Source organism: Alcaligenes nematophilus, from assembly GCF_026344155.1.
GTDB classification, from domain to species: domain Bacteria; phylum Pseudomonadota; class Gammaproteobacteria; order Burkholderiales; family Burkholderiaceae_B; genus Alcaligenes; species Alcaligenes phenolicus.
In genome coordinates, this window is the sequence record NZ_JAPKMZ010000002.1 from 735,148 (window position 1) to 753,406 (window position 18,259).

17 protein-coding genes are annotated in these 18,259 nt (G+C 60.0%); all 17 read left to right on the forward strand.

What is annotated here, in order from left to right; all coding sequences use genetic code 11:
- The first annotated feature begins 3 nt into the window (after positions 1-3).
- The 17 genes from OSH04_RS08525 (at position 4) to OSH04_RS08605 (ending at position 18,256) form a co-directional block, all read left to right on the forward strand.
- A complete protein-coding gene (locus OSH04_RS08525) occupies positions 4-783 on the forward strand; it encodes an alpha/beta hydrolase (RefSeq protein WP_247966104.1) in 780 nt (259 codons plus the stop codon).
- A gap of 164 nt (positions 784-947) precedes the next feature.
- Complete coding sequence (locus OSH04_RS08530; protein ID WP_060186119.1) at positions 948-2,030, forward strand: NAD/NADP-dependent octopine/nopaline dehydrogenase family protein; 1,083 nt, start codon at positions 948-950, stop codon at positions 2,028-2,030.
- A complete protein-coding gene (locus OSH04_RS08535; protein WP_035268448.1) occupies positions 2,030-3,046 on the forward strand; it encodes a 3-hydroxybutyryl-CoA dehydrogenase in 1,017 nt (338 codons plus the stop codon). The genes OSH04_RS08530 and OSH04_RS08535 overlap by 1 nt, the downstream gene beginning before the upstream one ends.
- Positions 3,043-4,017 (forward strand): ABC transporter substrate-binding protein, encoded by a 975-nt coding sequence (locus OSH04_RS08540; protein ID WP_266108264.1) that lies wholly within the window; start codon positions 3,043-3,045, stop codon positions 4,015-4,017. Before OSH04_RS08535 ends, OSH04_RS08540 begins: the two co-directional genes overlap by 4 nt.
- Positions 4,014-4,778: an ABC transporter ATP-binding protein gene (locus OSH04_RS08545; RefSeq protein ID WP_009462836.1), complete on the forward strand. Its 765-nt coding sequence runs from the start codon at positions 4,014-4,016 to the stop codon at positions 4,776-4,778. The genes OSH04_RS08540 and OSH04_RS08545 overlap by 4 nt, the downstream gene beginning before the upstream one ends.
- Positions 4,775-5,560 (forward strand): ABC transporter permease, encoded by a 786-nt coding sequence (locus OSH04_RS08550; protein ID WP_035268452.1) that lies wholly within the window; start codon positions 4,775-4,777, stop codon positions 5,558-5,560. Before OSH04_RS08545 ends, OSH04_RS08550 begins: the two co-directional genes overlap by 4 nt.
- A 40-nt stretch (positions 5,561-5,600) precedes the next feature.
- Positions 5,601-6,377 carry an ABC transporter permease gene (locus OSH04_RS08555; RefSeq protein ID WP_226349577.1) on the forward strand — a complete coding sequence of 259 codons (777 nt, stop codon included), beginning with the start codon at positions 5,601-5,603 and terminating at the stop codon, positions 6,375-6,377.
- 115 nt (positions 6,378-6,492) lie between these two features.
- On the forward strand, positions 6,493-6,954 hold the full coding sequence (locus OSH04_RS08560) for a MarR family winged helix-turn-helix transcriptional regulator (RefSeq protein WP_009462841.1): 462 nt from the start codon (positions 6,493-6,495) through the stop codon (positions 6,952-6,954).
- A gap of 251 nt (positions 6,955-7,205) precedes the next feature.
- Positions 7,206-8,408, forward strand: coding sequence for an ABC transporter substrate-binding protein (locus OSH04_RS08565; RefSeq protein WP_230940611.1), 1,203 nt, complete (start codon positions 7,206-7,208; stop codon positions 8,406-8,408).
- Between the two features lie 8 nt (positions 8,409-8,416).
- Entirely contained in the window at positions 8,417-9,286 is an 870-nt protein-coding gene (locus OSH04_RS08570; protein WP_035268872.1) for a branched-chain amino acid ABC transporter permease, read from the forward strand.
- Positions 9,287-10,225: a branched-chain amino acid ABC transporter permease gene (locus OSH04_RS08575; protein WP_251196416.1), complete on the forward strand. Its 939-nt coding sequence runs from the start codon at positions 9,287-9,289 to the stop codon at positions 10,223-10,225. It begins immediately after the preceding gene.
- A complete protein-coding gene (locus OSH04_RS08580; RefSeq protein WP_266108265.1) occupies positions 10,222-10,980 on the forward strand; it encodes an ABC transporter ATP-binding protein in 759 nt (252 codons plus the stop codon). Before OSH04_RS08575 ends, OSH04_RS08580 begins: the two co-directional genes overlap by 4 nt.
- Entirely contained in the window at positions 10,977-11,693 is a 717-nt protein-coding gene (locus tag OSH04_RS08585) for an ABC transporter ATP-binding protein (RefSeq protein ID WP_254002578.1), read from the forward strand. Before OSH04_RS08580 ends, OSH04_RS08585 begins: the two co-directional genes overlap by 4 nt.
- Position 11,694: 1 nt before the next feature.
- Entirely contained in the window at positions 11,695-12,381 is a 687-nt protein-coding gene (locus tag OSH04_RS08590) for a 4'-phosphopantetheinyl transferase family protein (RefSeq protein WP_266108266.1), read from the forward strand.
- A 41-nt stretch (positions 12,382-12,422) separates the two neighbouring features.
- The gene (locus tag OSH04_RS08595) at positions 12,423-14,069 is read left to right on the forward strand and encodes a (2,3-dihydroxybenzoyl)adenylate synthase (protein ID WP_266108267.1); all 1,647 of its coding nucleotides are present in this window, start codon (positions 12,423-12,425) and stop codon (positions 14,067-14,069) included.
- Entirely contained in the window at positions 14,066-14,311 is a 246-nt protein-coding gene (locus tag OSH04_RS08600) for a phosphopantetheine-binding protein (RefSeq protein WP_003804459.1), read from the forward strand. The genes OSH04_RS08595 and OSH04_RS08600 overlap by 4 nt, the downstream gene beginning before the upstream one ends.
- A gap of 21 nt (positions 14,312-14,332) precedes the next feature.
- Complete coding sequence (locus tag OSH04_RS08605) at positions 14,333-18,256, forward strand: amino acid adenylation domain-containing protein (protein ID WP_266108268.1); 3,924 nt, start codon at positions 14,333-14,335, stop codon at positions 18,254-18,256.
- The last annotated feature ends 3 nt before the right edge of the window (positions 18,257-18,259 follow it).

The following is an 18,259-nucleotide window of genomic DNA, read 5'->3' on the forward strand; positions in this document are numbered from 1 at the left end:
TTCATGTCACGCCTGATTCCACTGGAACTGCCGCCTGCGGGCGGCCATCCCCATCACGTCTTGCTACGCCTGCCAGACAGCAAGCCAGAACAAGGCCCCCTGCCTTTGCTGTGCCTGCTCGATGGTCAGTGGACCTTGCCCTTGCTGGAAGAAAGCGGCCACCCCGCCTTGCAGCACTGCGCGATTCTGTCGCTGGGTTACCAAGGCGAGCGCGATCAGATCACACGTTATCGCGCTCTGGATTACACCCCGCCCAGCCCGGACGGCACTCTATGGGAAGACCCACGCGTCCCCCAATGGCAGGCGGGTGGCGCTCCTGCCATGATCGAACAAGTGCGTATGGCACTAGCCTTGGCCCAAAGCATGGAGCCTGCGCTGACCCGTTCGCGCATCAGCCTGTACGGCCACTCCTACGCTGGTCTGTTTGTGCTGTATGCCCTTAGCCGGCAAAGCCTGCCCATTCAGCACTACCTGTGCGCCAGCCCTTCCTTGTGGTGGCGTGATCCCCTGATCTGGACCTTGCTGGAGCGGGTAGACAAGCCGGTGCTGGTAGATATTCTGGCCGGTGCCTCCGAGGCCTGGTATCCGCTTAGCGCTCAGGCAGCGGGCCCGGAAGGACGCAAAAATGGTGTGCCTACCCTGCCCACCATGCAAAAACTCCAAGCGCACTTGCAAGCCCAAGGCATGCAGGCGAATCTGCATGTTCTGCCCGGAGCCGGCCACGGCCACGTTCTGGCACAAGCCACCTTGCGTGCCCTGGAACTGGCTTGTGGCGCGGCTTAGCCGTGTTCTTCCGGCGCGCATGACGCGCCTTTTCACTTCATATCCAAGTTTTCCCGCCCTAGGGTAACTCCCCCCATTCATCCTCTTGTTTTAGGCCTCAACTTCTTTTAGTCTGTATTTATATGCAAGTGCATAGAAATCAAAAAAAGAGATTGGAGACAAACATGAAGGTAGCGGTATTAGGTGGCGGGCACGGTTGTTACGCAGCAGCGGCAGACTTGAGCGAACAGGGCCACGAGGTCCGTTTATGGCGTCGTGATACGGCCCAGTTGCAGCCTTTGCTGGACCGTCCAGTCATGACCTTGAAAGACGAAGCAGGCGAGCGCGAAATCCCCATTGCCAAAGTCTGCGCTGATATTGGCGAGGCCATCGCCGGTGCCGATCTGGTACTGATTCCTTCGCCCGCCATTGCCCAAACCGATATTGCCCGCGTCATGGCTCCGCACCTGACAGACGGCCAGGTCGTATTTCTGCCCCCAGGCACCTTTGGCTCCTTCATCATGAGCGAGATCGTGCGCGGCACCGGCAACAAGGCCGATGTCAGCTGGGCCGAAACCGGCACCCTGCCCTGGCTGGCCCGCAAACATGGCGATACCGTCATCAACATCACCACCCGCGCCACCCGCCTGCCTACTGGCGTGTACCCTGCGCGTAATACCGATCACGCCCTGGATGTGATTGGCAAGGTCTTCCCCAGCGTGGAGCGCTGCGAAGATGCCCTGTCCGGTGCCCTGATGAACGCCGGCCCCATCATCCACCCACCGCTGATCATGATGAACGCCGGCCCGCTGGAGCACTTCCCGGCCTGGGACATTCATAACGAAGGCACTCAGCCTTCGGTCCGTGCCGTGACCACGCAACTGGACAATGAGCGCATGCGCATTCGTGAAGCGCTGGGCTACGGTGCCCCGCACTTCCCGCTGTCCGACCATTATGAAAACGATCAGTGGATGTATGGCGACCGTTCCTCGCACTCCAAGCTGGTGAAAAGCGGCGACTGGCGCGAGAAGATCGACCTGCACGAACACCGCTACATGCGTGAAGACACCATGCTGGGTCTGGCCTTCTTTGCCTCGGTAGCCGACTGGGCCGGTGTAGATGCTCCCGTCACCAAAGGCTTGCTGGCGATTGCCGGTGCCATCGTGGGTGAAGATTTGCGCCAAGGCCAACGCACACTGGCCAGCCTGGGTCTGGACACGATGAGCCGCGAGCAACTGCAAGAGATGCTGCAAGCCGGGAGAGCCTGATGAACGCGCCCGCCCCGATCAAACGTATCGTTGCGGTGGGCGCAGGTCGCATGGGGCGGGGCATCGCCCTGGCCTATGCGCTGCGCGGCCAAGCCGTGACCTTACTGGATTTCAAACCCCGTCAGCCTGCTGATAGTGCCCGTCTGGAAGCCGAAATACGCCAGGAATTGCGTGCCACGCTGGAACAACTGGCCGACCTGGGCATGTTCGCCACCGAACAGATCGACGACCATCTGGCCTGCATCAGCGTCGCCCCCTTGAGCGCAGCGGCGCAAGTGCTGGGCCAGGCCGATCTGATTTATGAAGGCGTGCCCGAAACACAAGAAGCCAAGACCGACGCCCTGGGACGTATCGGCGAACTGGCCCGGCCCGATGCGCTGATCGCCTCCACCACTTCCACCATGCTGGCCTCGGATCTGGCCCCCATGTTGAGCCATCCGGAGCGTTTCCTGAACGCACATTGGCTTAACCCGGCATTCCTGATTCCACTGGTCGAAATCAGTGCCCACCCCGGCACCAGCGAGCAGACCTTGAGCCGTCTGCAAAGCAATCTGGAATCCATCGGCAAAGTGCCTGTGGTCTGTGGTTGCCACCCCGGTTTCATCGTTCCACGCCTGCAAACCCTGATCATGAACGAGGCCGCTCGCATGGTTGAGGAAGGCGTAGCCAGCGCAGCCGATATTGATAAGGCCACCCGCTACGGCCTGGGTTTCCGCTTTGCCAGCATCGGCGTGCTGGAGTTCATCGACTACGGCGGCAACGACATTCTGTATCACGCCGGGCAATACCTGTCGCAGAACCTGGACCCGGAACGCTACGCCGTACCCGACATCATCACCCGTTATATGGAAAGTGGACGCAACGGTCTGCGCAGCGGACAAGGCTTTCACGAATACCCGGTGGACCAGCAACAAGCGTATCGACGCGACGTGCTGGCCCGCGTACTGGGAATGCTGGATCACATCGGCCTGGCCCCTGCCCGCGCCGAACACCTTGCCAAGGAGACACAGGAATGAAAAAAACCGCTGCGTTGCTGTTTGCCCTGATGAGCTGTCACGGTCTGAGCCAGGCTCAGGAAGTCCCCACCTTGCGGGTAGGCTGGACCATTCCGGGCGAGGAAGCCAAGTACCTGATGGCCAAGCGCCCCGAGCTGTTCCCGCAACTGGGCAAGAAATATCAAATCCAGTGGACTCAGTTCCAGGGCACTTCGCCCATGGTGCAAGCCATGCGTGCTGGCGTTCTGGAATGCTCCACCATGGCCCCCATGTCGCTGGCCAATGGCGCTATTGAAAGCGGTCTGGAAGCCTATATCGTGGCCCAGCACGTGCATTCGGACGATGATCACTTCTCCGTCTATTGGGCCGTGAAGGAAGACAGCCCGATCAAGACCGCGGCGGACCTGAAAGGCAAGGTCATTGGCACCAATGCTTATGGAGCCGGTGTGTACTTCGACATGCTGCTGTGGCTGCGTCAGAACGGTATCGACCCGGACAAGGACGTGAAAATCGTTGAAACCGGCTTTCCCCCTGCGGCCGACGCCATTCGCAGTGGCCGCATTGATGCAGGCCCCATGGCCCAGCCCTTTGCCCTGCTGAACGAGAAGAAAGGCGGTTTGCGCAAACTGTTCTCCCTGTCCGAAGTGGCCAGCCCATCGGTACAGATCTTCGAAGCCTGCAGCAAATCCTATAGCGACGCTAACCCAGAAGTGGTGCGCGCCTATGTGCAGGACTTGAAAACGGCCATGGGCATGCTCAGCAAAGACCCTGCACTGGCCGTAGAAGTTACGGCACAAATTACCCGTGCGCCCAAAGACTTGCTGGCCCAGTACCTGTTCACCGACAAGGACTTTGCCCGCGTCCCGGACATGCAGCCCAATCTGGAATCCATCCAGGGCACCTACGACCGCTATCACAAGGCCGGTTTCCTGAAGCAAGCCTTGAACGTGCAGGACTTTTACCGAGCCGATTTACGCGAGGACACACCATGATTGAACTGGATGGTGTCGGTAAAACCTTTAACACCCGGCAGGGCCGCAGCCATACGGCCCTGCAAGACATCGCCCTGAGCATTCCGGCAGGGCGATTCGTGTCTATTCTGGGACCCAGCGGTTGCGGCAAAAGCACCCTGCTCTATATGTTAGGGGGCTTTGAGTCCTGCTCCAGCGGCCAGATCCGCGTCAAGGGCAAGCCCATTACCGGCCCAGGTCCAGACCGGGGCCCGGTGTTTCAGGAATACGCCCTGTTCCCCTGGAAAACCGTGCTGGGAAACGTGGCCTACGGCATGCGCGAACAAGGCATGCCCAAGGACCAGGCCGAACAGCGCGCCAGCGAATGGCTGGACAAGGTCAAGCTGGGGCCTTACGCCTCCTTCTATCCACGTGAACTGTCCGGCGGTATGCGTCAGCGTGCGGCCATCGCCCGCACCCTGGCCTATGAGCCGGACATCCTGCTGATGGACGAGCCCTTCGGGGCGCTGGATGCCCATACGCGCGTCACCCTGCAAACGGAACTGCTCAGCTTGTGGGAGCAGTTACGCAACACCGTGGTCTTTGTGACGCACGGCGTGGACGAGGCCGTCTTCCTGTCCGATACCGTGATTGTCATGACTGGCTCGCCCGGCCGTATCAAGGAGGTGGTGGAGATTGACTTGCCCCGCCCCCGCGTCCGTAGCGAGCTGCTGCGCAATCCGGTCTATCAGGAAACCATTATTCGTCTGGAGCAATCCTTGATGGCGGAGGCCCACCCATGACGCCACAGCACTGGTATGAACATCGCTGGGCCTCCTTGGTCATGGCGGCCATTCTGGTGCTGCTGGCCTGGGCAGGGCTGGCCCGTTGGGTGGGGCTGGATTCCTTCCCCAGCCCCTGGGCAGCCCTGGGTGAACTGCCTGCCCTGATCAGCGACCCGATGGCCTGGTCGGCAATCCTGCAATCGGTTGGCCGCATGTTTGCCGGTTATGCCCTGGCACTGGTCGTGGCCGTCCCCCTGGGTCTGGCCATGGGCCGCAGCCGCCTGGTCTATACCGCTTTCTATCCTCTGGTGGCCCTGGCCTATCCCATGCCCAAAGCGGCCTTGATGCCGATCTTGATGCTGTGGTTCGGTCTGGGGGATTTCTCCAAGATCCTGGTTATTGCGCTGGGCGTGTCCCTGCCTTTGCTCTATCACAGCTATCACGGCGCAACCCGCATCGAGCCCAAGCTGATCTGGGTCGCCCAGTCCATGGGCATGGGGCCCATTGCCCGTCTGGGCAAGATTGTTCTGCCCGCCTCCTTGCCGGAAGTCATGATTGGCTGCCGGGTCGGGGTGGTCATGGCCCTGATCGTGATGGTGTCCTCCGAGATGATTGCGCGTCAGGAAGGTATAGGCAATCTGCTGTTCACCTCCATGGATATGGCGCAGTACTCCACGGTGTATGCCGTCATCATGCTGCTGGCCGTGCTGGGCATTGCCTGCGATGCGCTGTTCGAGTTTGTCCGCAAACGCTGCACACACTGGCATGACTCGACCCAGAGCCTGATGGACAAAGGATGACGCTATGACCACCAAAACCTTAGCCTCACCGGGACAAGCTATGCGTTCTACTCAAACCCGCCCGGCCAAACGCCGGGATTTGTCGGGACTGTCTTTATGCATCAGTCCGGCCCTGATGCTGATTGTCTGGGAGCTGTGCACCCGCTCGGGCTGGGTCAGCCCGCAGTTGCTGCCTGCCCCCTCTTCCATTTTGATGCGTGTATTGGAGCTGGCCGGTCAGGCGGACTTCTGGCAGAACCTGGGCATCACCGTCTACCGCCTGATCAGCGGTTTGCTGATTGCCTGTGTGGCCGGTGTGGCCCTGGCGCTGATTGCACAGCTGACGCGCTGGAGCTCGTTTCTGCTGGATGCCCTGATCCGTCTGCTGGCCCCTATCCCCAAGATCGCCCTTTACCCGGCACTAATCCTGATCATGGGGTTTGAAAGCTCATCGAAAATCGCTCTGGTGGTCTCGGATGCAATTTTCCCTGTGCTGATGGCCAGTTGGGTGGCTGCGCAAACGGTGGACCGCAAGCTGATCTGGTCGGCGCGTGCCGCCGGGACATCTCGCAGTGCCTGCCTGTGGAAAATCATTTTGCCCGCCATCAGCCCGACCGTGCTGGCCGGTGTACGGGTGGCAGGCGTCATTGCCTGCGTGGTGGTCTTTCTGGCCGAGATGATTGCCTCCACCGACGGTCTGGGCCATATGCTGACCGCCGCCGCACGCAGCTACCGCACGATTGATATGTTTGTACCCTTGGTCTGGATCTGTGTGCTGGGCTTCGCACTGAACCTGACGATTGCCGCTTTGCAGCGCAAAGTGGATCATACGAACTGACACTGAACCAACCACTTGCCCGGCCAATGGCAGCGCTGGCCGGGCTTTCGCAGGCTCACTCAATCACTCTGAACGAGTAGCCTGCTTTTTTTTGCATCAAGGAAGCCGCTTCACTATGGCCAGCCGTACTCTGACTGACGCCTATACCGGGCACGATACGTTTATCCCCTATCTGCTCAATCGCAGCACCTCGGCCTTAAATGCTGACTTTCAAACCTTGCTGCGCAGCCATGAACTGACTCTGCTGCACTGGCGTGTGCTGGCTTTTCTGAACGAAACCGATGGCCTGGGCGTCAGTACCCTGGCGCAATATACCGACGTGGATCAAACCACCTTGTCGCGCGCCCTGGTGGTAATGGAAAACGCGGGCCACCTGTCCCGCCAGCCCGACCCGCTGGACCAGCGCCGTGTACTGATCCATCTGCATGAGCAAGGTCGCCAGCACTTTCTGCGTGTTCTGCCCGCGGCTCTGGACATTCATCACCGCGCCATCCAGGGCTTTTCGGCGGAAGAACTGACCCAGTTGCGCCAGTTCCTGAACCGCATTCGCGCCAATATCAATGGAGATGCGCGCTAAATAGCCCGCCCCTGTGCCTTTTTATAAAGCGTCCGTGTGACCGTTTTCATACCGTTGTCACCCTGAATCCGCCCCCAATCGGGGCGCGTTGCCTTTAAAGACCCACGCCCGAAATGGACATTCAAGGGTATGAGCCTTTATTTACGTCAGGAAAGACCATAAAATGATAATGATTAACATTTAGTAGCGCAGCCTCCTGCCTGAGATGTCCTGCCAGGCAAGCTTGGCTTTCTTACGGAAAATAAGATCTCGTGACTCTCTCCCCTACCCGTGCTGGACGTCGCCAGCTTTTGCTGGCTGCCGCAGCCAGCCCTTTGCTGTTTGGCGTTCCCCGCCTGCTTCGCGCCCAAGACGGTCCCCTGAAAATTGCCCTGCTGACATCCTTGTCCGGCCCCTTCGCCTCCCTGGGCGAAAGCATGCGCGCCGGTCTGGAGTTGATGCTGCAACAGTGCAATTACGAGATGGGCGGGCGCAAGGTGCAGTTGCTGGTAGAAGACGACCACGGCAAACCGGACGAAGCCATCCGTAAAGTGCGCAAGCTGATCGAGCGCGACAAGATCGACGTTCTGGGCGGTGTCATCAGCGCCAATATCGCACTGGCCATTCGTGACATCGTGCACGATGCGCAACTGCCTACCTTCATTTCCAATGCCGCTGCCAATGGCCTGGCTCGTGAAGCAGCCAGCCCCTACGTATTCCGCCCCACCAAAACCAGCTGGATGCTGGGCCACACCGGCGCCTTGTGGGCCTTCGAGCACATTGAAAAATCCGGCGGCATCACGCTGGGTTCGGACTACACCGCTGGCCGCGAATACATTGAAGACTTCGCCAATACTTATCAGGAACAAGGCGGCACGCTGGGTGAGCGCATCTGGACGCCCTTGGGCACACCCGACTTCGCACCTATCCTGATGAATCTGGCCGCCAGCAATCCCAAGTTTGTCTACACGTTTCTGGCCGGTGCCGACGCTGTGCGTTTCCACCAGCAAATGCAGGACTACCAACTGCACGGCAAGATCCAGATCGTGGGCCCCGGTGCCCTGTTCGATCAGGAAGACGTGATTACCGCTGTGGGCGAAGCTGCTTTGGGTGGCGTCAGTACCTTCCACCAATCGCCCGGCGCTCCGGCTGCCCAGGACTTTGTGGCTGCTTACCAGGCCAGCCGTGGCCGTTTGCCCGGCGAAGCCAGCACCTCCGGTTACGTGACCGGCCAGGTCATCAAGGCCGGTCTGGACGCGGTCAAGGGTGATCTGTCCAACAAGGCGGCCTTCAAACAGGCCCTGCTGGACAAGCCTATCAACACCGCCTTTGGCCCCATGGCTTTTGACCCGCGCAATAACCAGTCCATTCTGGATATTTACGTCAACCGGGTGGAAAAAGACGCGCAAGGTCGCCCCTTTAACACGGTGGTCCACACTTACCAGCGTATCCAGGACCCCGGCCCGCGTTCTTGAGCTCCACCTTGTCTTATTTTCTGCTTCAAATCCTCAATGCCCTGTCCTTCTCAGCACTGCTGATGTTGGCGGGGCTGGGGCTGTCTTTAGTGCTCAGCCTGATGAACTTCATCAACCTGACACACGGCTCTTTTTTCCTGCTGGGCGGCTATATCAGCGTCCAGTGGCTGGCATCCGGCGCGCCCTGGTGGCTGGCCTTTCCCGCCGCTTTCGCACTGTGCGGGCTGATGGGCCTGTTGCTGGACCGCTTCCCCTTTCGCCAGTTCTACCAGCGCACCCACTTGATGCAGGTGCTGCTGACCTACGGCCTGTCCGTCATTCTGGCGGATTTGATGCGCTGGGGCTTCAGCGCCGACACGCTCTCGCCCATGCTGCCGCAAGTGCTGCGTGGCGGGGTGTGGATCATGGGCCTGCCCTTCCCCACCTATCGTCTGTTCCTGATCGTCACCGGCCTGACGCTGGCCTTGCTGTTCTGGTTCCTGCTGGATCGCACCCTGTGGGGTGCCGCCATTCGCGCTTGCGTGCAGGACGCCCAGATTGTCGAAACCCTGGGCTTGAACTCGCGTCGCCTGTTTGCCATCGGCATGGCGCTGGCCGCCGGCCTGGCCGGTTTGGGCGGCGCCCTGGGCGCAGGCATGCTGTCGGTTTACCCCGGTCTGGATGAAGAAATCCTCTTGCTGGCCTTGCTGGTGGTGGTTATTGGCGGCTTGAACTCGGTACGCGGCACCTTGCTGTGCGCGCTGATTCTGGGTTTCGTCACCACCTTTGCCCGCGTCTGGGTTCCAGCCTTTGCCAATGCCGCCACCCTGGCCGTCATGCTGGGCCTTCTGCTTTGCTGGCCCAATGGCTTGAGCAAATCCGCTACGCGTCAGGTTTAAATGAACAAGCTCAACACCTGCCTGCTGCGCACTGGACTTTGGCCTGCTCTGGCTTGCCTGGTCTTGCTGAGCAGCTATTTCTGGGGCGACGCCTTCTTGTGGCGCTTTGGCACCGAAGCCCTGCTGATTGCTTGCGCAGTCCTTAGCGTCAATCTCCTGATAGGTTACGGCGGTCTGGTATCCCTGGGCCACGGTGCGGTTTTCGGCTTTGCCGCCTACGCCACCGCCGTCAGCAGCCAGTATTGGGGCGCGTCCCTGCCGCTGATGCTGTTGGTGGGCATTGTGGCGGGCACCCTGCTATCCATATTGATGGCGCTGATCAGCCTGCGCAGTTCCGAGCTGTTTTTCATGGTGGCTACGCTGGTCGCCGGGCAATTGATCTGGGAAGTTGCATTTCGCTGGCGTGATGTCACGGGCGGTGCCGATGGCCTGCGCGGTTTCCCGCGTCTGAGCCTGGGCGATCTGCCCTTGAGCGCCCCTTACACCCTGATGATTCTGGCCCTGGCGCTGGCGGTCATCTGCTGGTTGCTGCTGCGTTCTTTCAGCCGCGCCCCAATCGGGCTGGCCTTGACCGGTCTGCGCGATCAGCCCTTGCGCATGGCCGCCCTGGGTTATCAGGCATGGCGTATCCGCCTTTACACCTTCATGATTGCAGGTGCGGTAGCGGGTGCTGCTGGCGGCCTGTATCCCTTTGCGAATCAGTACGTCAGCCCGCAGCAAGTGCATTGGAGCTTCTCGGCCACGCTCATCATCATGGGTGTGATCGGTGGCATACGCACCTGGCGTGGCGCATTTATTGGGGCCACCTTCTATCTGTTTGCCCAGACCTACCTGAGCTCCTACACGGATCGTTGGCAGTTACTGGTAGGTTTGATCTTTGTGCTGACAGTTCTGTTCATGCCCAATGGTCTGGCAGAACGACGCAAGAGGTCTGCATGAGCGTTTTATTAAGCACTCGCGAACTGGCCTTGCATGTAGGCGGTCTGGATATCCTGACGGACGTCAGCCTGGAGCTGCGTGCGGGCGAAACCCTGGGGCTGATTGGCCCCAATGGCGCAGGTAAAACCACACTGTTTAACATCATCAGTGGTCTGGCCACTCCTTCCAGCGGTCAGGTGTTCCTGGAAGGCAAGGACCTGCGCAGTCTGGGCCCGATTGAACGCGCCAAACAAGGTATGGTGCGCAGCTTTCAGACCAGCCGTATTTTTCCTGAACTGACCCTGCTGCAAAACCTGGCTCTGGCCGTGCGCATCAAAAAAGATTGCGCCTACCACTGGTGGGGCCGCAAGGCCGCCCGCGCCGCCAGCCAAGAAGCAGCCGAAGCATTGCTGGAACATAGCGCCCTGGCCGGCCGGGGCCATGTGCTGGGTCGATCCCTGTCCTATGGAGAGCAGCGCATTCTGGATTTGCTGATCGCCTTGGCGCAGCAACCCCGCGTGCTCTTGCTGGACGAGCCTACCGCTGGTCTGTCCGAGTCCGAATCGCGTGAAGTCATGGCATTGGTCCACGCCATGCGCGGCCAATGTGCCGTGCTGCTGATCAGCCATGACATTGATATTGTTTTCCAGGAATGTGACCGGATTGCCGTGCTGTCATCGGGCACCTTGTTGACCTGCGACACCCCGGACGCCGTGCGCCAGCACGAAGGCGCGCGTCAGGCCTATCTGGGCGAACTGGCTTTGGAGACGGCATGAGCACAGCGCTGACCATCTCCGGCCTGCATGCACGCTACGACCGTGCCGACATTCTGCAAGAAATTTCGCTGGATATCCCCGCCGGGCAAAGTGTGGCCCTGCTGGGCCGCAACGGCGCCGGAAAAACCAGCCTGCTGCACTGCCTGTTCAATATGGGCCCGCAGTGGAGCGGACAAATCAATGTGCACGGGAAAAACATTGCAGGTTGGCCCACGCACAAAATCGCCCTGCTGGGCATGGCTTTGGTACCACAAGGCCGGGGCCGTTTCCCAACGCTGACCGTGCAGGAAAGCCTGCGTTTGGCCGGGCTGGCTCGACGTCCGCGCTCGGATGATCGTTGGACGCTGAACAGCATCTACGAAGCCATGCCGCGTCTGTACGAACGCCGCCAGTCCTCCTGCTCCGCCTTGAGCGGTGGCGAACGACAATTGCTGGCACTGGCCCGTGCGCTGCTGACGCAGTCCTCCATTATTGTTCTGGACGAACCCAGCGAAGGCCTGGCTCCCATGACGATTCAGGACACCTTGCTGCCGCAGCTGCAAACGCTGAACGAGCAAGGTATTACCGTACTGATCGCCGAACAGAATTTAAGTCTGGCTCTGCAGTTGGCCGAACGCGCTTTGTTATTGGGTAATGGTCAACTGGTGTATGACGGCCCTGCCGAGCAACTGCGCCAGGACGCCGCCCTTTTGCAACGCCATTTGGGACTTTGACATGCTGTCTGTATACAGTTTGTCGCTTCCCTTGCCCGACGGTATGGAATCCTGGTTACGAAACCAGGTTCCCGACCACACATTGGCGGTGATTGCCCGTCGCAGACAGCAGTCGGACCAGCATTTAAGCCTGCTGGCCCACGGTGCGCTACGCCATTTTCTGGCGCCCTTGCTGGGCTGCACGCCACGCGCTGTTCCTATCGCCCATCTGGAGCATGGCAAGCCCGTGCTGGATCTGGACGATGCCGATCTGCACTTTAGCCTGTCGCACAGCGGCGAGCGAGTGCTGATTGGAATTGCCAACCGAACTATAGGCGTAGACATCGAGGCCATGCGCCTACCCGTCAAACCAGGGCTGGTCGAACATTGCAGTGTGCCGTCCGAGCGTTCCTGGCTAAAGAGCGATCTGGACTTCTACGCGCTTTGGTGTGGCAAAGAGGCCGCCCTGAAACATGCAGGCACGGGTTTTCATATTCAGCCTCAAGAATTATCCTTGGACGGTCACCCAGATCATGGATGCACCGTACAATCCCCCTATCCCATCTTGCAAGGTTTGGTGGTGCACAGTCACCGGCCGGTGGAAAACTATGCCGCCGCCATCTGCCTGAACACCCCCTTTGCTCCGTGGTCGGTCAGCTTTTTGGACAGCGCTCAACTGCCTGACACCAAGCTGACTGAGCACGAGTAAATCTGACAAGCCTACTTATTTATGTAATAGTTCTCATTACCATGATGAAATCTATTCCTGTTGAACAAATTTGGCCTGACGCTTTTGCCCAGCGATACCGCGATGCTGGACACTGGCAAGGGGAAACTTTTGGCGCTTTGCTGCGCACGCGCGCGCAAAACCACCCGGAACGCGAAGCCATTGTTGGCGGCACCCAGCGCTGGACCTATGGCGCGCTGGACCAGTACGCCAGTCAGATCGCGGCGGGCCTGCTGCAAGCCGGTCTGCGCAAGGGCGACCGCGTCCTGGTGCACCTGCCCAACATCCCTGAGTTTGTCAGTGTGATCTTTGGCCTGTTCCGTGCCGGTCTTTTGCCCGTGTACGTCCTGCCTGCGCACCGCATCACCGAAGTCGAACACTTTGCCAATACTGCTCAAGCGCGCGCCTATATTGGTGTGGACGCTCATGCCGGTTTTGACTACCTGCCTTTGGTGCGCGAACTGCGTGAACGCTGCCCGCAGGTCGAGCAGGTTTACATCGTGGGCGACGCACAAGAATTTACGTCCCTGGCCCAGTTGCAAAGCAGCGCTGCCAATGTAGACGTACCCGTATCGGCGGCCCAGCCTTCCGAAGTGGCGTTCCTGCAAATCTCGGGAGGCAGCACCGGCTTGTCCAAGCTGATCCCCCGCACGCACGACGACTACATCTACACCTTGCGCGAGAGCACCAAGATTGCCGGACTGGACGAGAACAGTGTGTTTCTGGGCGCTTTGCCCATTGCCCACAACTTCCCCATGAGTTCACCCGGTTTTCTGGGTGCACTGTACGCCGGAGCCAAAGTGGTGCTGAGCCCCGCCCCCAGCCCGGACGTTTGCTTTGAGCTGATCGAGCGCGAAGGCGTAACCGACACCAGTCTGGTCCCCCCGCTGCTGATGCTGTGGATGGATGCAGCCACCAAGACCGATGCCAAGCTGGATTCGTTGAAAGTAATCCAGGTGGGTGGTGCCAAATTGAACGCCGAAGCGGCCAAGCGTGTACGTCCCACTCTGGGTGTGACCTTGCAGCAGGTGTTCGGCATGGCCGAAGGTCTGGTGAACTACACCCGCCTGGACGATCCCGAGGACACCATCATCAACACACAGGGCCGTCCCATCAGCCCGGACGATGAAATCCTGATCGTGGACGACAACGGCAATCCGGTCGCCCCTGGGGAAACCGGCTATCTGCTGACACGGGGTCCTTACACGATCCGTGCCTACCACAACAACCCCGCGGCCAATGCCCGCTCCTTTACCGAGGACGGCTTCTATCGCACAGGCGACGTGGTACGCATGACGCCCGAAGGCTACTTGATGGTTCAGGGCCGTGCCACTGACCACATCAACCGCGCCGGCGAAAAAATCTCCGCCGAGGAAATTGAAGATCATCTGCTGGCTCACCCGCAGGTCTTTGATGCTGCCGTGGTATCGGTGCCCGACGAGTTTCTGGGTGAGCGCAGCTGCGCTTTCATCATCCCCAAGGATGACAAGCCCCGCGCGATTGAACTGAAGAAATGGATACGCAGCCGCGGTCTGGCCGACTTCAAAGTGCCGGATCAAATCGTGTTTGTGGACCGTTTCATGGAAACTGCGGCCCTGAAGATCAGCCGCAAGGAATTGCGCGCCCAACTGCGCGAACAACTCGAAAACACAACGCAAGAACAATCATGAGTACTGCACTTACCCTGGAACGCATGCGCGCAGATATTGCCGCCATGCTGCATGAAGACCCCCAGGACATTCTGGATGATGACAATCTGATCGACCTGGGTCTGGACTCCATGCGCGTCATGACCCTGGCCACCCGCTGGCGCGAGGCTGGCGCTCCTATCGAGTTTTCCGAGATGGCCTCGGTGGTCACCTTGGGCCAGTGGTGGTCCCTGATCGAACGCGCCCAACAGAACGGCCGTTGATTTTCTTACTGCAACACGCTTATGTTTAGCTCCCCTTCCGAACTGCCATTGCGCCCCCTGACCGAAGCACAAGAAGGTCTGTGGTACGCCCAGCGTTTGGACCCGCTCAACCCGATTTTCAATACCGGGCACTGCACGCATATCCATTCGGCGCTGGACACCGCGCTGTTTGCGCAAGCCATCAATCTGACGCTGACCGAAGCCGATGCCTTGACCTTGCGCATGGTGGACACGCCAGACGGCCCGGCCCAGTACCTGCGCCCGCAAGAGCCCATTCAACTGGAAATTGTGGACCTGTCTGCCCACGCAGACGGGGCCGAACAAGCCCAAGCCCAGCTGATGGCAGACCTGCGCACACCGCTGGACCCAACCGTTGCGCCACTGGCACGACACATCCTGTTTGTACTGGGGCCCAAGCACCATCTTTGGTATCAGCGTATCCATCACCTGGCCGCTGACGGCTATGGCATGGCGCTGATCGAGACGCGAGTGGTCAAGCTCTACAAGGCCCTGCTAAGTGGCCGTGAAGATCATGGGCATGCGCTGGAATCGTTCACCCTTTTGCAGGATGACGATCAAAGCTATCGGAATAGCGAGCGCCGCAGCAAGGACAGACAGTTCTGGCTGGACACATTAAGCGATGCAGAACCCGCCCAAAGCCTGAGCGAATCCCAGGCTTTGAGCGATCATCATTTCCTGCTGGCACGCAGCGCCGTCAAGCCCGAACTGACAGCCAGCCTGCAAGCATTGGCACAAAGCAGCGACATCAGCTGGCCAGACATTCTGACGGGCCTGACCGCCGCCTATGTGCGCCGTCACACCCGCCAGGACGAATGCACGGTGGGCGTGCCCTGGATGGGCCGTCTGGGCCATATCAGTGCCCGTATCGTCTCCACCGTCATGAACGTGGCTCCGCTGCGTTTGCAGATCGACGAATCCCAGCCCTTGAATCAGTACCTGATCCAAGTTTCCAAGGCTCTGCGTCAGGCACGTCGTCATGGCCGCTACCGTAGTGAACAACTGCGCCGTGATCTGGGTTTGCTCGGTGGCATGCGTCGCCTGCACGGCCCCATCATCAACGTGCTGCCGTTCGATGCACCCTACGAACAAGCGGGCCTGACCGCCAGCCAGACCGTGCTGTGCGCTGGCCCCGTGGAAGACTTGAACTTCACCTTCCGCGCCCAACCCGATGCCAGTGGCTTGCGTCTGGAAGTGGAAGCCAACCCGCGTCTGTACACCGACGAGCAGATTCAAACCCATCTGGTCCGTCTGGAGCAGTTCCTGCTGCGCGCTTTGCAGGCTGAAACCCTGTCTGCCGTGCCGACCTTGACGGATGCCGAACACCACCACTGGATTGAGACCGTCAACCAGACTGCTCACCCGGTTCCTGAAACAACGCTGTGGGCACTGATCCACGCCCAGTTGCAGGCTCACCCGGAACAAAGTGGCCTGGAATTTGAGGGCAAGAAGCTCAGCTACGCCCAGATCAACGAACAAACCGCCAATCTGGCCGCGCAACTGCGTCTGGCCGGTGTGCAGACCGGCGATATTGTCGCCGTGGCCCTGCCTCGTTCGCTGGAGCTGGTGCTGTCCTTGCTGGCTATTCACCGTGCTGGTGCTGCCTACTTGCCGCTGGATCTGGACCAGCCTGCCGATCGCCTGAACACCATCTTGCAGGCCGCTCAACCGCGACTGCTGGTCGGCCAGCCCGGTTGCACGCTCAATGCCTCTTTGCTGGTCCCGCAGCCTGAACAAACCTGCACTGCGCCAGACTGGGCCGCCGCCGGTCCGCACGATCCTTCCTACCTGATCTACACCTCCGGCTCTACCGGCACACCCAAAGGCGTGCTGGTTAACCACGACGCCATCGTCAATCGTCTGGTATGGATGCAGACGCACTACAGCATTGGTGCCGGTGATCGAATTTTGCAGAAAACCCCGGCCACGTTTGACGTGTCGGTGTGGGAGTTCTTCCTGCCCTTCCTGTCAGGGGCAACCTTGGTCGTCGCCCCACCACAAGCGCACCGCGATCCGGCTCATATTGCCCGCCTGATGCGCGAACAAAGCATCACAGTGCTGCACTTTGTGCCCTCCATGCTCAGCGCCTTCCTGGATGAGCCTGCCGCTCGTGGACTGGCTCCGCGTCTGGTGTTTTGCAGTGGTGAAGAACTGTCGGCCGCTACCCGCGACCGCTTCCATTCTTTGCTGAACGCCGAGCTGCACAATCTGTACGGCCCAACCGAAGCTGCCGTGGACGTGTCCTACTGGCCTGCGTCGCGGGATGACCAATCCCAGCCTGTGCCCATCGGTTTCCCCGTATGGAACACCGCCCTGTACATTCTGGACGAGCAGTTACAACCTGTACCGCCCGGCGTGGCCGGTCATCTTTACCTGGCTGGCCGACAGTTGGCGCAAGGCTACTGGGGCCGCCCGGACCTGACTGAAGAACGCTTTGTGCCCGACCCTTACGCCCTGCATGGCGACCGCATGTACGCCACCGGCGATGTGGCCCGCTGGCGTGAAGATGGCGCGGTTATTTTCCTGGGCCGCTCCGATCACCAGATCAAACTGCGCGGTCAACGTATCGAGCTGGGTGAAATTGAAGCCTTGCTGGCGCGTCATCCCGATGTAGCCCACGTAGCCGTGATTGCCCGTGAAGACATACCCGGTCAAATGGCGATTGTGGCTTACTGGGTACCGCAAGCAGGCAGCCAGTGCACGGACAACACGCTGGCCGCTTATGTAGGCGAGCACTTGCCGTCCTACATGGTGCCCAGCGCCTGGATCAGCCTGGATGCCCTGCCGGTGACAGCCAATGGCAAGCTGGACCGCAAGGCGCTGCCCGTTCCTGCCTTGCAGGCCCGCTCGGCTGGCTTGCCGCTGGACGGTGCCACTCAGCACCAAATCGCCGCCGCTTTCGCCACCGTGCTGGAAAGCAGCGAAGCGTTTTACGCCGACGACGACTTCTTCGCCCTGGGCGGACACTCGCTGCTGGCTGCCAAACTGGCCTTGATACTGCGCGAAGCACGCGGTCAGGCCGTATCAATTGGCACTATTTTTGAATACCCCACTATTGCCCGTCTGGCCAAACATCTGGATCAGTCTGGCAGCGCAGCAGCCGATGGTTTTGGTCCCATCATCGCCTTGCGTCCGGGGCTGAACGACCAGCCCGCACTGTTTGTGGTTCACCCGGCCGGTGGTTTGTCCTGGTGCTATGGGGCACTGGCACGTCACCTACCTGCCGGCCGCGCTGTTTATGGCTTGCAAGCCAGTGTGCTGTCTGACGCCTCGCTGGGTCTGGATGGCAGCCTGGATGCCATGGCCAAGGTGTATGTGGATCGTATCGAGCAAGTTCAAGCACAAGGCCCCTACCATCTGGCAGGCTGGTCCGTGGGCGGCATTATTGCTCAGGCCATGGCCGTGGAGCTGCGTCGTCGCGGTCAACTGGTAGGCATGTTGTCCTTGCTGGACGCCTATCCCAGCGACGCGTGGCGTAACGAACCGGCCCCCGAGCCCAATGCCATCTACAAGGCGCTGCTGCATATTGCGGGCCACGACCCAGACAGCTTGCCCGACGTTTCCCTGACCCGTCAGGGTGTGGTGGACTTCCTCAAGCGCAGCGGTCACCCGCTGGCCGAGTTGCCCGACACGCGTCTGGACAGCGTATTTCAGGTAGTGGAAAACAATAACCGCCTGGTGCGCCTGTACGAGCATCACGTCTATGACGGCCCCATGCTTTATTTCCGCGCGGCGCTGGATCACGCCGGCACACAATTGCATCCCGATTTGTGGAAGCCCTATGCAGGGCAACTAGACGTGCATGACATTGCCTCCTTGCACGCGCATTTGACCGGTACTGAAGCCGTGGCCATCATGGCCCCGCTGATGGACTCGGCCATGGCTTTTGCCGAACAGGCACAAGCCCAACCTGAACTCGATGTATAAGCC

Excerpts from the sequence above, each read along its gene's own strand:
- OSH04_RS08525 (WP_247966104.1), top strand. The coding sequence starts at position 4 with ATGTCACGCCTGATTCCACTGGAACTGCCGCCTGCGGGCGGCCATCCC.
- OSH04_RS08530 (WP_060186119.1), top strand. The coding sequence starts at position 948 with ATGAAGGTAGCGGTATTAGGTGGCGGGCACGGTTGTTACGCAGCAGCG.
- OSH04_RS08535 (WP_035268448.1), top strand. The coding sequence starts at position 2,030 with ATGAACGCGCCCGCCCCGATCAAACGTATCGTTGCGGTGGGCGCAGGT.
- OSH04_RS08540 (WP_266108264.1), top strand. The coding sequence starts at position 3,043 with ATGAAAAAAACCGCTGCGTTGCTGTTTGCCCTGATGAGCTGTCACGGT.
- OSH04_RS08545 (WP_009462836.1), top strand. The coding sequence starts at position 4,014 with ATGATTGAACTGGATGGTGTCGGTAAAACCTTTAACACCCGGCAGGGC.
- OSH04_RS08550 (WP_035268452.1), top strand. The coding sequence starts at position 4,775 with ATGACGCCACAGCACTGGTATGAACATCGCTGGGCCTCCTTGGTCATG.
- OSH04_RS08555 (WP_226349577.1), top strand. The coding sequence starts at position 5,601 with ATGCGTTCTACTCAAACCCGCCCGGCCAAACGCCGGGATTTGTCGGGA.
- OSH04_RS08560 (WP_009462841.1), top strand. The coding sequence starts at position 6,493 with ATGGCCAGCCGTACTCTGACTGACGCCTATACCGGGCACGATACGTTT.
- OSH04_RS08575 (WP_251196416.1), top strand. The coding sequence starts at position 9,287 with ATGAACAAGCTCAACACCTGCCTGCTGCGCACTGGACTTTGGCCTGCT.
- OSH04_RS08580 (WP_266108265.1), top strand. The coding sequence starts at position 10,222 with ATGAGCGTTTTATTAAGCACTCGCGAACTGGCCTTGCATGTAGGCGGT.
- OSH04_RS08585 (WP_254002578.1), top strand. The coding sequence starts at position 10,977 with ATGAGCACAGCGCTGACCATCTCCGGCCTGCATGCACGCTACGACCGT.
- OSH04_RS08590 (WP_266108266.1), top strand. The coding sequence starts at position 11,695 with ATGCTGTCTGTATACAGTTTGTCGCTTCCCTTGCCCGACGGTATGGAA.
- OSH04_RS08595 (WP_266108267.1), top strand. The coding sequence starts at position 12,423 with ATGATGAAATCTATTCCTGTTGAACAAATTTGGCCTGACGCTTTTGCC.
- OSH04_RS08600 (WP_003804459.1), top strand. The coding sequence starts at position 14,066 with ATGAGTACTGCACTTACCCTGGAACGCATGCGCGCAGATATTGCCGCC.
- OSH04_RS08605 (WP_266108268.1), top strand. The coding sequence starts at position 14,333 with ATGTTTAGCTCCCCTTCCGAACTGCCATTGCGCCCCCTGACCGAAGCA.